This is a genomic window from Paenibacillus tepidiphilus, from assembly GCF_008635795.1.
GTDB lineage: Bacteria > Bacillota > Bacilli > Paenibacillales > Paenibacillaceae > Paenibacillus_AQ > Paenibacillus_AQ tepidiphilus.
This window is the reverse complement of sequence record NZ_VWRQ01000008.1, coordinates 157,937-170,368: the sequence shown is the minus strand read 5'-3', so window position 1 is coordinate 170,368 and position 12,432 is coordinate 157,937. Positions and strand designations below refer to the sequence as shown.

The window sequence follows — 12,432 nt, the reverse complement described above, 5'->3', positions numbered from 1 at the left end:
CGGCTGAGGCGCCCTCTTCGTTCGTCATGCCTTCACTACTGATAACGATTAAATCCGAATGTCGAACCTGCCAACGCTGTCCGTAGTCGCGGTTGCTATTTGTTGCGCACCAGCTACTGCGAGCGCCTGGCCGCCGGCTGGCTTATCCGGAGGCGCACCAGCGCTGCCGGCACCAGAAGGTCCAGAAGCACCCGAAGCGCCGCTCTGTTGTTTCTGGGCGATTTGCGCTTCAATCTGCTTGATCTGCTGCTGCAGCTGCTTGGTTTTGGTCTCTTTCGTCTTCTCGTCGTCCTTGCTGCTCTGGGCCTTTTCAAGCTCGGCCTGCAGCTTCGCCTTCTGTTTCTCAAGCGCAGCTGTGTCCGAGAGGCCGGAGGAGGATGTGTACGAAGCGGAAGATGCCGACGTTGCGGATGAAATATTCATGCAAGTCCCTCCTTTCCCTTCCCACTATAAGCCTTTCACCCTAAGCGAACGTTAAAACGCGCTGAAAGTTTGCTGAAAGAAAGCAGCAGGAGGCACACACACGAGTAATGTTTTAGTGGTACTTCAACGGTCATGGAGGATGGCAGTGGGTGCATGCAGAGAACGAAGCGAGAGAGTGCTGCAAGGTACAGAGAGTATTGGTGAACGTACACGAAGGGGACCCCGAGGTACTCGGGGGTTGCCCCAAGATACCCACCACAACAAAAAAGGCCCTCTCCCGCCGGGCATACCCGGCCGGGAAAGGGTCCTTGCCATTACGTCTTAAGCCCGGACAGCTGTCCGGCGGAGCCAGTCGCGGGCGGCTTCCGCCTCGGCCGCGCTCAGCCGGTGCCCCTGGTTGCCCCAGTGTGCTGTTACCCCTGCACCGGCGCTTTCCAGGAGCTCTTGCAGCTCCTGCGTCTCCTCCGTCTGGATCAGCGGATCGTTGGTGCCCGCTCCGATGAAGACGGAGACCTCATCGAGCCGCGGAAGGGACAGGCCGCGCAGCGGCACCATCGGATGCAGCAGCACCGCATAGCGGAAGATGCCGCCGTAGTGGAAGAGCAGGCTTCCTGCGATATTGGCTCCGTTCGAGTAGCCAACGGCGGCGAGATTGGCAGGGTCGAAGCCGTACTGCGCCGCCGCCTCATCCAGGAACTGCTTCAGCTCATGCGTACGGAAGATCAGATCCTCCTCGTCGAAGATGCCTTCGGCCAGCCGCCGGAAATAACGCGGCATGCCGTTCTCCCTCACATTCCCGCGGATGCCCAGCACCGATGAACCCGGGGACAGCAGCTCGGCCAGCGGCAGCAGATCATGCTCATTGCCTCCAGTACCATGAAACAGAACCAGCGTAGGCAGACTCAGGTCAGTACCCTGACGATATACGTGGATCATCCCTGCTTCACCCCGATCTCACGGATCTCAAACGGCTGCAGATTGGCTTCAATCGCTGCACGGTGCGGTTCATACCAGGCTGGCAGCATCAATTCTTCGCCCAGCGCATCCGGTGCTTCATCACGTGCGAAGCCTGGAGGATCGGTAGCAATCTCGAACAGAATGCCGCCCGTTTCCCGGAAGTAGATGGCGTTGAAGTATTGACGGTCCTGAACCGGAGTCGGCTGATAGCCATGGCTCTGGACCAGCCGGCCCCAATCGAGCTGCTCGGCATCGTCCTTGGCACGCCAGGCGATATGATGGACAGTACCCTTGCCGCCATTTCCTTCAGGAACCGGATCGGCCTTGAGGTCAATAATGTTGCCGAGATCGGCCGTGGAACGGTAGCGGATATAGCCGTCACCTTCAGCGATCTGCACCAGCCCGAGTGTACGGCTAAGCGTATCTGCGGTATGCGCCGGGTTGGTGCTGTACAGCACCGCGCCGCCGAAGCCTTTGATGGCATTCTCTGCAGTCACTCCGCCGAAGGACCAGGCGCTCTGAGGACCCTCAGCGCGTTCCACCAGCTCAATCCGCAAGCCGTCATAGTCGGCAAAGGACAGATAGTCTTCCCCGATCCGGGTAACCTTGGTCACGGGAATGTCATAGGCAGCCAGACGCTGCTCCCAGAAGCCAAAGGAGCCGACAGGCACCACGTATGTGGTGATTCCGACCTGGCCTCCGCCGATCCGGCCCTTGCGTCCCATCGAGAATGGAAAGAATGTAATGATCGTACCCGGCGCACCGGCTTCATTGCCGAAATAAAGATGGTAGACTTCGGGTGCGTCGAAGTTGATCGTCTTTTTTACGAGCCGCAGCCCCAGAATTCCGGCATAAAAATCAGCATTGCGCTGCACGTCTCCCACAAAAGCGGTAATATGGTGAATTCCTGCGGTTTGCATTGTCATTGTAATAACCTCCCGATAATTTGTATGGATTAGCGGAGACCATTCTCCGGCGTGAATTGCACGAACTTGTTCAAGAATCAAACCTGCATAACTCAGGACAGCCTTGCTTGTAACATCAGTTAAACAACACAGCATCCAGTGAAATTGCGCCGGGGCCGGTCAATGCCACACCTACAGCGACAACGAGCAGCGTTAGCGGAAACTCAATACCGTTGGCGGTAGACCAGAATCCGTTCGGCGCATGTACTTTGACAATGGCCCCAACCATTGCCCCCGCAATCAGCAGCGCGGCAATTGGTGTAAGCAGCCCCAGAGTGAACAGCGCCCCGCCGACTAGCTCCAGTAAGCCCGCAGCCACCGCCATTGCTACGCCGGGTTTAATGCCGATGGATTCCATCCAGCCGCCCGTTCCCTTCGGGCCATAGCCTCCGAACCACCCGAACAGCTTTTGCGCCCCATGACCGATAAAAGCAAGGCCGATGACGAGCCTCATCAATAATAATCCTACACTAACCATTTCCTGCACACTCCATTCCCTTTGATTTAATTATCTTAACCTTAAGATATATGGCGTAAAAATTTACGTTCCTCTTCTAACCTCATACCGGCAGGTGCACCGGGTTCTGTCCTTCTTCAGAACTCACCCGGCGCTATACTCCTTTGCCAAGCTTCTTTAACAGTTCGGTTACCTGCTGCTTCTCCTCACCGTTCAATCCGCCCATCATGCTGTGAATGGTAGCGACATGTTTGGGAAAAATATCATCGAACAGCTCGCGCCCGGCATCCGTAATCTCCGCATAGGTTACACGCCGGTCGTCATCGCATGGCACACGCTTGAGCAGCCCTCTCTTCTCCAGCTTGTCGATGTTATAAGTAATGCTTCCGCTGGTAACCAGAATCTTCTCACCGATCTGCTGCAGCGGAATCCGGGTGCGGTGGTAGAGCACCTCAAGCACCATAAATTCGGCTGAGCCCAGTCCATGGCTCTTCATATCCTTTACCGCCTGATCCATCAGGCTCTTGTAGGCTTTGGACAAAACCACGAACAGCTTAAGCGATGCCGCCTGCTCATCTGCTGCTCCGCCGGTCTGGCTGAGCAGCTCACTGTAGTTACTACTCACGACAACCCCTCCATCCTCTAAACTTATCTTTAAGTTAAATATCTTTAAGTTAAGATAAATATAACCTGCTCTCTTTCTTTTGTCAACCGTTTGTTCAAAATTTAAACTCCCAAGTTTGACCTAAGCCGCAAAAGGGCGTATTCTTTTGGATACAACTGCACAACCAGACCTCTGTAACAGCGGTTTCCTTACCGCCCTCCTCAGCTCTTCATGCTATCGGAGGACAGACTTCTGCCCGTTATACCGATTTATGTGAGCGTTTTCGGGATGCAAGCTGATTTACATAGGTTTATCTGCTATTTGCCGGAAGCTAGCCGGGCTGCATGCATATGAATAGTCTGGCGGCATCCTCCCGAAGCGTTGTCCTGTATGAAGGAGGCTCCATATTAATGAACTCATTCTCTCATCCGGGCTTGGCCACCGGCCATGCCCCTCCGCCTGAAGCATCCGCCAGGCCGCGGGTGCTGATTGTGACCGCCGTCCAGGCAGAGCAGGACGCTGTACGGCGCGGCCTGGGCGAAGACGGCCGCTTCGAGGTGATTGCGGCGGGCGCCGGCACCGCCGCAGCTGCGGCGGCCACTGCCGCCGCGCTCGCAGCCGGAGCCTACGGCTGCGTCGTCAGCGCCGGGATCGGCGGCGGATTCGCCGGCCGGGCGCCCGTGGGCTCGCTGGCCGTCGCCAGCGAGCTGATTGCCGCCGATCTCGGGGCCGAGACGGCGGAGGGCTTCCGCAGCGCTGCCGAGCTGGGCTTCGGCAGCGTGTCCGAGCCCGCCGGGCCTGCGGCGGGCACCCTTACGGCCGCGCTGGCAGCGGCCGGCCTGAATGTCAGCACGGGGCCCGTGCTGACGGTAGCGACGGCGACCGGCACCGCCGGGACGGCCGCCGCACTTGCCGCCAGGCACCCCGGTGCCGTGGCGGAGGCGATGGAAGGCCACGGGGTTGCCGTGGCCGCCCGCCATTTCGGGATCGCGGCGCTGGAGCTGCGCGCGATTTCGAACCCGGTCGGCCCGCGCGACCGGGACGCGTGGAAGATCAATGAAGCGCTGGACGCCCTCACGGCTGCAGCTGCTATATTACAGGAGGTGCTCTGAATGACTGCCGAGCTGAACATTGCTTTCTCCCCATGTCCTAATGATACATTTATCTTTCATGCCTGGGTGCACGGCCTGGTGCCGGGCGCACCGAAGCTGAATGTAACCTATGCCGATATCGACATCACCAACGGCCTCGCCGCAAGCGGTACGGGACCGGAGGTGCTCAAGATTTCCTATGCCGCACTCCCGTGGGTGCTGGAAGAGTACAAGCTGCTGCCCTGCGGCGGCGCCCTGGGGCGCGGCTGCGGTCCGCTGGTGTTGACGCGCAAAGGCGAGGGCGCAATCAAACGCCCCGCCGGACTATCCGGCAAGCGGATTGCCGTGCCCAGCGAGCGCTCCACCGCCTATCTGCTCTTCCGGCTGTGGGCCGCCCAGCAGGTGCCTGAAGGCCCGGCGGAGATTGTGGTCATGCCGTTCGACGAGATTATGCCCGCCGTCCGCGACGGGCTGATCGATGCCGGGCTGGTCATCCACGAAGCCCGCTTCACCTACGCCAATTACAGCCTGCAGATGCTGGCCGACCTTGGCAGCTGGTGGGAGAGCGACACCGGGCTGCCGATCCCGCTGGGAGCCATCGTCGCCCGCCGCGATCTGGATCACGAGAAACTGTCCGGCTGGATCCGCAGCTCCCTGGAGCATGCCTGGGCGCATCCGAATGACTGCCGCGATTATGTACTGAGTCATGCCCAGGAGCTGGAGCCGGAGGTGGCCAAGTCGCATATCGACCTGTATGTGAACGAGTTCTCGCGGGATCTGGGTGAGGACGGCTACGCTGCCATCACTGCCCTGCTGAAGCGGGCTGCCGCCGAAGGCCTCGTGCCTCCGGTAGACCCCGCACTGCTGCGGTAGGCCGGAGTCGTCCACTACCAGGGCTATGGTTTAACTTTACATGCAGCGTGGCTGCATGCCGGTATTTAATGAACAGCTCTGCCGTTACCTCCTTCCGTGACGGCGGGGCTGTTTTCGGTTTACAATGAATCCTAGCAACCCTGTGCAAGGCCGCCACGTTCCAAATGGCTGCCGCCAATTCATTAGAGGAGGAGATCAAGTGATTCCTGCAGGCAACAGTAAAGCCAATATCGACCGTTTTCTCGGATACGCAGACGACTACGACCGCTTCCGCCCGGAAGCCCCCTTGCTCGTCACCGAGCTGCTGGGCAATTATTTGGGCCGTCGCCCTTCTTTCGTAGCCGATGTAGGCTGTGGAACAGGCTTGTCCACGCTGCTCTGGAAGGATGCTGCCGATACGGTAGTCGGCGTTGAGCCGAATCCGGATATGCGCAGCACAGCCCAAGCGAAGTTACAGCGGCTTACGCCTGCAGCCGGCAACGTGTCATTTGCGGAAGGCTTCTCCAATGAACTCCCCTTCCCTTCCTCCAGTGTAGATATCATCACCTGCTCGCAGTCCTTCCACTGGATGGAGCCGGTAAGCACCCTCCGCGAATTCGCACGTTGCCTGCGCTCCGGTGGCATCTTCGCCGCCTATGACTGTGATTGGCCGCTGGTGCTGGTTCCACATCTGGAAGCCGGCTACAACCGGCTGATTGAAGACGCCAACCGTATAATTGCCGAGCTGCAGCCCGAAACGGACCATGCCTTCAAATGGAATAAGGAGGGGCATTTGGCACGCATCCAAGAAAGCGGGGAGTTCGCTTTTGTCCGGGAAATTGTGTTTCACAATACGGAAATCTGCGATGCGGAGCGCTTCATTGGCCTGATGCTCAGCCAAGGCGGTATCCAGACTGTATTGAAGCTGGACCCGGCCAGACTTTCCCCGGTAATCGAGGCTTTCTCGGCCGAGGTGGAAGCCTATTTTGCCGGAAGGACGCTGCCGCTCATGGCCAGCTACCGTATGCGTGTCGGGGTGAAGGGGTAAGGAGCTAAGGAGCCCTCTCAGTTACAAGGAATAACGGCCCGGTGCTGGTTATCCTAATGGCTTTAGTCTATACTTAATGTATCGCGTGACGAAGAACGTCCCGGTTCCCCTTAAGGGGAGCCGGGGCGTTTTTTCATTTTTCGGGAGGGGATTACACTGGTATTTGAAGCTGCACATGAACAATTTATTTTGCGGCATATTGCCGCAAGAGCCGCCGGCGAGCGGAGGGACAGATTAATGCGGGGACAGCGGCATGCGGAGACACTGTTTCTGCGCAATGTCTGGTGGCCGCTCAGGGGACATTTTGATGAGCTTCACCCTGAATATGAGGTGGCCGATTGGCGGGGGCGATCCTATTTTGCCGACTTCGCCTGGCTCCCCGGCTACATCAGGCTGCTGATTGAGATAAAAGGATATGCCACACATGTACGCGATATGGACAGAAGGAAGTACAGCAATGAGCTGAACCGTGAAACCTTCCTGTACGCTATGGGGTATCATGTCGTTTCATTTGCCTACGATGATGTGGAACAGCAGCCGGACCAATGTATTCATCTGCTGCGCATGGTGATTAGCCGCTATGAGCCTTCGCGCGCACCGGTTTCGCAGGCTGTTCTGATGGAACAAGAGACGATCCGTCTGGCTATCCGGTTGGCACGGCCAATCCGCCCGATAGACGTTAAGCAGCATTTTTCCATGGACTATAAACCGGCGGTCCGCACCCTTCGCGACTTATGCGCAAAAGGCTGGCTCCGGCCTGCCCAGCGTGGCAGCGGCGAGCGTATTGTCAGTTACGAGCTGGTCCATGGGGTACTGCAGTATTTCAGCTAATATCTCTCTTTGCGTACGACTTCGTTGCAATTGCTAAGTGGATAATCTGCTGGGACTTGGCGGTTGGTTTCCTCGCGTGAGCTAAGTGGATGGGACTTGCCGGTTGGTATCTCCGCGTGTGCTAAGTGGATGGAACTTGGCGGTTGATATCTCCGCGTGTGCTAAGTGGATGGAACTTGGCGGTTGATATCTCCGCGTGTGCTAAGTGGATGGAACTTGGCGGTTGATGTCTCCGCGTGTGCTAAGTGGATAATCGCAAACTAATTTCAGCTTTATTGCGGATTTTCTGAGTCTAAGTGGAAATGAGCAAACTAATTTCGGGGTTTTGACCCCACAGTCTCAAAAAAGGCCGGATTAGTGTGCTGTTATCCACTTAGATTCTGTTTTGCCGTGTTTTTGTTGTATTTAGTTTGCGAAAATCCAATTAGGTCGGGCAACTTACGGTAGGAGGAGGGGATAAGAGGGAGCGAGTTGATGGGACGCTTGGATGGGGGATTTATTGTCGTTTGGTGGAACGTTATGGACGAGTAGATAGAGGTGATTTGACGGGTGGATTGGCACGGCGGTAGGATGAGGGATTTGGTGAGGTGAGGTGAGGTGAGGTGATGGAACGGTTCAATAGAAGTGATTTAATGATTAGTTAGTTATTTGAGTGGTTGGTGTGGGTGGGTGGGTGGGTGGGTCGGTTGGTGATTCGGTCGGTGGGTCGGTGGGTCGGTGGGTCGGTGGGTCGGTTGGTGGGTGGGTCGGTCGGTGGGTCGGTCCGTGGGTTGGTTGGGTTGGTGGGTTGTTAGTTGGGGTGGTCGGTGGGGCGGTTGGGTGGTTGGTGGGTTGTTAGTTGGGGTGGTCGGTGGGGCGGTTGGTGGGTTGTTAGTTGGGGTGGTCGGTGGGGCGGTTGGGTGGTTGGTTGAATGATTTAATGCTGGTGATTGGCTGGTTGGTTCGTAGTTGGCTGGTTGGCTAGTTCGTGGTTTGGTGGTTTGGTGGTTTGGTGGTTTGGTGGTTTGGTGGTTTGGTGGTTTGGTGGTTTGGTGGCTGGTTAGTTAATTGGGTGATTTGGTGGCTGGTTAGTTAATTGGGTGATTTGGTGGCTGGTTAGTTACTGGGGTGGTTTACCGGGGATGAATATTGACGGCTGGACGTGGCGCCTTGCGGGTGGGTTGAAGCGGGCTGACTAACGGGCGGTTGGATCACGGGACACGAGCCGTAAACAAGAGCAATAAGGTAGTAAGCCCACCCGTGCCCCATAACCCCGCGCCACAAAAAGGCGCCCATCCCCGACAGGGACAAGCGCCTCGCTCTCATACTATTTATTCATCTTAAACTTCAGGAATAGCTCGTTATAATGGGCGAGCATCCGCTTGCCGAGGTTGTCATAGACCTCCAGCCGGTCGGTGATCTCGGCGGGCGGGTAGAACCGCTCATCGCCGGAGATGTCCTCCGGCAGCAGCGCCAGTGCCGGAACGTTCGGCGTAGAGTAGCCGACGTATTCGGCGTTCTTGGCAGCGACGTCAGGGCGGAGCATGAAGTCGATGAATTTATGTGCGCCTTCCACATTGGCCGCCGTGCGCGGGATGACCATGTTGTCGAACCATTTGTTCGAGCCTTCCTCCGGCACGATATAATCCAGTTTGTCGTTCTCGTCCATAATCTCCGATGCGTCGCCGGACCAGACGATGCCGACGGCGGCCTCTTCATTGGCCAGCAGCATCTTGATCTCGTCCCCGACGATTGCCTTGATGTTCGGAGAGAGGCGGTTCAGCTTGGCCAGCGCTTCCTGCAGGTGGGCTTCGTCCGTATCGTTCACCGAATAGTGCAGGCTGTTCAGCGCCATGCCCATCACTTCGCGGGCACCGTCGACCAGCATGATATTGTTCTTCAGCCGGCTGTCCCACAGGGAATCCCAGCTGCTGAAATCCAGGTCTTCAGTCATCTCGGGGTTGAAGATAATGCCGACCGTCCCCCAGAAATACGGCACCGAATACTGGTTCCCGGGATCGAACGACAGGTCCATGAACCGGGAGTCGATATTGGCCAGATTCGGAATCTTGCTGTGGTCGAGCGGCAGAAGCAGATCCTCCTCCCGCATCTTGGCAATAGCATAATCGGAAGGCACTACGACATCAAAGGTTGTGCCGCCCTGCTCCACCTTCGTCAGCATGGCCTCATTGGAATCGAAGGTCTGGTAAATGACTGTAATGCCGGTCTCTTCCTCAAACTGCTCCAGCAGCTCAGGCTCGATATAATCGCCCCAGTTGTAGATGGTCAGCGTGTTACCGCCGGTATAGCCCTCGGCGGAATTCAGCCTGGAGCCCAGATACATCAGTCCGAAGGCGACGATTACAATCGCCGCAAATGCGTTGATCAGCTGCTTCATCTAGGCACCCCCATTTCGGCGGCGGGCTCGGCGGTCTCCGCAGCGCGGGACGGACGGCCCTTGCGCTGATTGATGAAATAGTACCCGACGACCAGCAGTATGGTGAAGAGGAAGATCAGTGTCGACAGCGCATTGATCGACAGCGACACCCCTTGCCGGGCCCGCGAGTAAATCTCAACCGACAGCGTGGAATACCCGTTGCCAGTGACGAAGAAGGTCACCGCGAAATCATCCAGCGAGTAAGTCAGCGCCATGAAGAAGCCGCTGAAGATGCCGGGCTTGATTATCGGCAGGATGACCTTGGTCAGCACATCGCGGCGGGTCGCGCCGAGATCGCGGGCGGCATCGGTCAATGTCGGGCTCATCTCCTGCAGATGCGGGAGAATCATCAGCACGGCAATCGGTACGCTGAACGCGACATGCGAGAGCAGCACCGAGACGAAGCCCAGCTTGATCCCGGCAATCGTGAACAGGATCAGGAAGGAGGCCCCGATTATGACATCCGGGCTGACGATCAGCACGTTGTTCAAGGAGAGCATCGTGTTCTTGGCCCGGCGGCTGCGGACCCGCTGGATGGCGAGCGCGCCGATGACGGCAATCACCGTGGCGATGGCCGACGACAGGAGCGCAATGACCAGCGTGTTAATGAAGATAATGATCAGACGCGTATCCTGCAGCACCTCACGGTAATAATCGAGCGTAAAGCCCTCGAATTCGTGCATCGTCCCGCCGCTGTTGAACGAGTAGTACATCAGGTAGAAGATCGGCGCGTACAGCACGGCAAAGACGATAACGAGATAGATGTTCGCGAATTTGTTCTTGCCTTTCACTTAACGCACCCCTTTCCGTGCGCCGCCGAAGAGCAGCATGAACAGTGCCATGATAGCGATCAGGAAGACCGCCACGGTCGAGCCCATACCCCAGTCCTGCGTGACGAGGAAATGCTGTTCGATCGCGGTTCCGAGCGTGATCACCCGGTTGCCTGCGATCAGGCGCGTAATCATAAACAGTGACAGCGCCGGAATGAATACCGCCATACAGCCGGAACGCACCCCCGAGATCGTCAGCGGAAAGATGACGCGGCGGAAGGTCGTCCACCCGGAGGCGCCCAAATCGCGCGCCGCATCCACCAGCGAGAGGTTCAAATCCTCCAGAGCGCTGAAGATCGGCAGAATCATAAACGGAATGAAGATATACACCGACACGAACACAAAGCTGAAGCCGGTGAACAGGATTTGCTGCTCCCCGATGCCCAGCAGGTCAAAGAAATTGTTGACCGGTCCGAAGGTGCCGAAGATGCCGATAAAGGCATAGGCCTTTAACAGCAGGTTAATCCAGGTCGGCAGAATGATCAGCAGCAGCCATAGCTGCTTGTGCTTGGTCCGGGTCAGCAGATAAGCGGCCGGATAAGCAACGAGCAGCGAGAACAGCGTAATCAGGAACGCGTACCAGAAGGAGCTGAGCGTCATCTGCAGATAGACCGGCGTAAAGAAGTTGATGTAGTTGTCCAGGGATAGATTCCCGTCGAGATCAAACAGCGAGTAGTAGATGACCAGCAGCACCGGCGCGATGACGAACAGCGCAATCCACAGGTAATAAGGGAGCATATAAAACGAACGGCCCTTATTCTGCATGGCTGTCCACCTCGGCATAAGCCTCCAGACGACGGTCGAATTCTTCCTCCGTTTCGCCGAAACGCATAACGTGAATCGCTTCCGGGTCAAAATAAAGCCCGATCTCTCCGCCTACCTCAGCCTTGCGCGTGGAGTGAACCAGCCACTCATGGCCCGATTCGTCATAGCAGCTGATCTCGTAATGCACGCCGCGGAACAGCTGGGAATCCACCCGTACACGCAGCTTGCCCTGCTCCAAGGGAACAATCTCCAGGTCCTCCGGACGGATGACGATCTCCACCGATTCATTCGGCCGCAGGCCCGCATCGGCGCATTCAAAGCGCTTGCCGTTGAACTCTACCAGATAATCCTCAATCATAACCGCAGGCACAATATTCGATTCCCCGATGAAATCGGCCACATAGCTGTTGATCGGCTCATCATAAATGTCGTTCGGCGTACCGCTCTGCTCGATTCTTCCTTTATTCATAACGAAGATCCAGTCCGACATGGCCAGCGCTTCCTCCTGGTCATGGGTGACGAAGATAAAGGTGATGCCCAGCCGCTGCTGCATTTCACGCAAAATATACTGCATTTCCGTGCGCAGCTTCAGGTCCAGAGCGGAGAGCGGCTCGTCCAGCAGCAGCACCTGGGGCTCATTGACGATGGCGCGGGCGATCGCCACGCGCTGGCGCTGTCCGCCGGACATCTCATGGATGTCCCGCTGCTCATATCCGGCCAGGTTAACGAAGCCGAGCGCCTCTTGCACCTTTTGCCGGATGACGTCCTTCTTCAACTTTTTGACGCGCAGGCCAAAAGCCACATTCTCGAACACGTTCAGATGCGGGAACAGGGCATAATCCTGAAATACCGTGTTGACCTGACGCTCGTTGGCGGGAATATGGTTGATAACTTTGCCGTTAAGCGATATCGTACCCGCGCTCGGCTCAATGAAGCCGGCAATCAGGCGCAGAATAGTGGTCTTGCCGCAGCCGGAGGGGCCCAGCAGTGTATAGAACTTGCCGCGTTCCAGGTCGAAGCTGACCTCTTTGAGCACGGGTTCTTCATCGTCATATTGTTTGCTTACCTTTTCAAATGAAATAAAAGTACCTTCCGGAGTAGCTATAGCTAACAACCTCCCTTACCGTATGTAGTACAATCCTATTTTACCCGCTTCCTGCGGGAGACAATCGAAATGGGCATGCTTAGCGCTG

Annotated in this window: 13 protein-coding genes; 4 read left to right on the top strand and 9 right to left on the bottom strand. The window is 56.9% G+C overall.

Annotation, left to right across the window (positions count from 1 at the left end):
* Nucleotides 1-48: 48 nt before the first annotated feature.
* From F1379_RS12690 to F1379_RS12670, 5 genes are all read right to left on the bottom strand, one after another.
* Nucleotides 49-423, bottom strand: a complete 375-nt coding sequence (locus F1379_RS12690; RefSeq protein ID WP_150270098.1) for a FlxA-like family protein — start codon at nt 421-423, stop codon at nt 49-51.
* A 321-nt stretch (nt 424-744) separates the two neighbouring features.
* Entirely contained in the window at nt 745-1,359 is a 615-nt protein-coding gene (locus F1379_RS12685; protein ID WP_150270095.1) for an alpha/beta hydrolase, read from the bottom strand.
* On the bottom strand, nt 1,356-2,306 hold the full coding sequence (locus F1379_RS12680; RefSeq protein ID WP_150270093.1) for a ring-cleaving dioxygenase: 951 nt from the start codon (nt 2,304-2,306) through the stop codon (nt 1,356-1,358). The genes F1379_RS12685 and F1379_RS12680 overlap by 4 nt, the downstream gene beginning before the upstream one ends.
* Before the next feature lie 115 nt (nt 2,307-2,421).
* Nucleotides 2,422-2,823, bottom strand: a complete 402-nt coding sequence (locus F1379_RS12675; protein ID WP_150270090.1) for a DoxX family protein — start codon at nt 2,821-2,823, stop codon at nt 2,422-2,424.
* A 133-nt stretch (nt 2,824-2,956) separates the two neighbouring features.
* The gene (locus F1379_RS12670; RefSeq protein WP_275262372.1) at nt 2,957-3,427 is read right to left on the bottom strand and encodes a MarR family winged helix-turn-helix transcriptional regulator; all 471 of its coding nucleotides are present in this window, start codon (nt 3,425-3,427) and stop codon (nt 2,957-2,959) included.
* A 329-nt stretch (nt 3,428-3,756) separates the two neighbouring features.
* Between F1379_RS12670 and F1379_RS12665 the strand changes: the two genes are divergently transcribed.
* The 4 genes from F1379_RS12665 to F1379_RS12650 all read left to right on the top strand — a co-directional run bounded on the left by F1379_RS12665 (nt 3,757) and on the right by F1379_RS12650 (nt 7,228).
* Complete coding sequence (locus tag F1379_RS12665; RefSeq protein WP_420850496.1) at nt 3,757-4,518, top strand: futalosine hydrolase; 762 nt, start codon at nt 3,757-3,759, stop codon at nt 4,516-4,518.
* Nucleotides 4,519-4,530: 12 nt separating this feature from the next.
* Nucleotides 4,531-5,370: a 1,4-dihydroxy-6-naphtoate synthase gene (locus tag F1379_RS12660; RefSeq protein WP_150270305.1), complete on the top strand. Its 840-nt coding sequence runs from the start codon at nt 4,531-4,533 to the stop codon at nt 5,368-5,370.
* A gap of 199 nt (nt 5,371-5,569) precedes the next feature.
* Nucleotides 5,570-6,397 (top strand): class I SAM-dependent methyltransferase, encoded by an 828-nt coding sequence (locus F1379_RS12655; protein WP_150270088.1) that lies wholly within the window; start codon nt 5,570-5,572, stop codon nt 6,395-6,397.
* Between the two features lie 237 nt (nt 6,398-6,634).
* Nucleotides 6,635-7,228, top strand: coding sequence for a DUF559 domain-containing protein (locus F1379_RS12650; RefSeq protein ID WP_338046211.1), 594 nt, complete (start codon nt 6,635-6,637; stop codon nt 7,226-7,228).
* Nucleotides 7,229-8,534: 1,306 nt separating this feature from the next.
* Here F1379_RS12650 and F1379_RS12635 read toward each other — a convergent pair.
* Genes F1379_RS12635 through F1379_RS12620 form a run of 4 tightly spaced genes read right to left on the bottom strand, consistent with a single transcriptional unit; the run spans nt 8,535 to nt 12,353 of the window.
* On the bottom strand, nt 8,535-9,605 hold the full coding sequence (locus tag F1379_RS12635; RefSeq protein WP_150270084.1) for an ABC transporter substrate-binding protein: 1,071 nt from the start codon (nt 9,603-9,605) through the stop codon (nt 8,535-8,537).
* A complete protein-coding gene (locus F1379_RS12630) occupies nt 9,602-10,435 on the bottom strand; it encodes an ABC transporter permease (protein ID WP_150270081.1) in 834 nt (277 codons plus the stop codon). Before F1379_RS12630 ends, F1379_RS12635 begins: the two co-directional genes overlap by 4 nt.
* Nucleotides 10,436-11,239 (bottom strand): ABC transporter permease, encoded by an 804-nt coding sequence (locus F1379_RS12625; RefSeq protein ID WP_150270079.1) that lies wholly within the window; start codon nt 11,237-11,239, stop codon nt 10,436-10,438. It abuts the gene before it with no gap.
* Complete coding sequence (locus F1379_RS12620) at nt 11,229-12,353, bottom strand: ABC transporter ATP-binding protein (protein ID WP_203457089.1); 1,125 nt, start codon at nt 12,351-12,353, stop codon at nt 11,229-11,231. The genes F1379_RS12625 and F1379_RS12620 overlap by 11 nt, the downstream gene beginning before the upstream one ends.
* Nucleotides 12,354-12,432 lie beyond the last annotated feature (79 nt).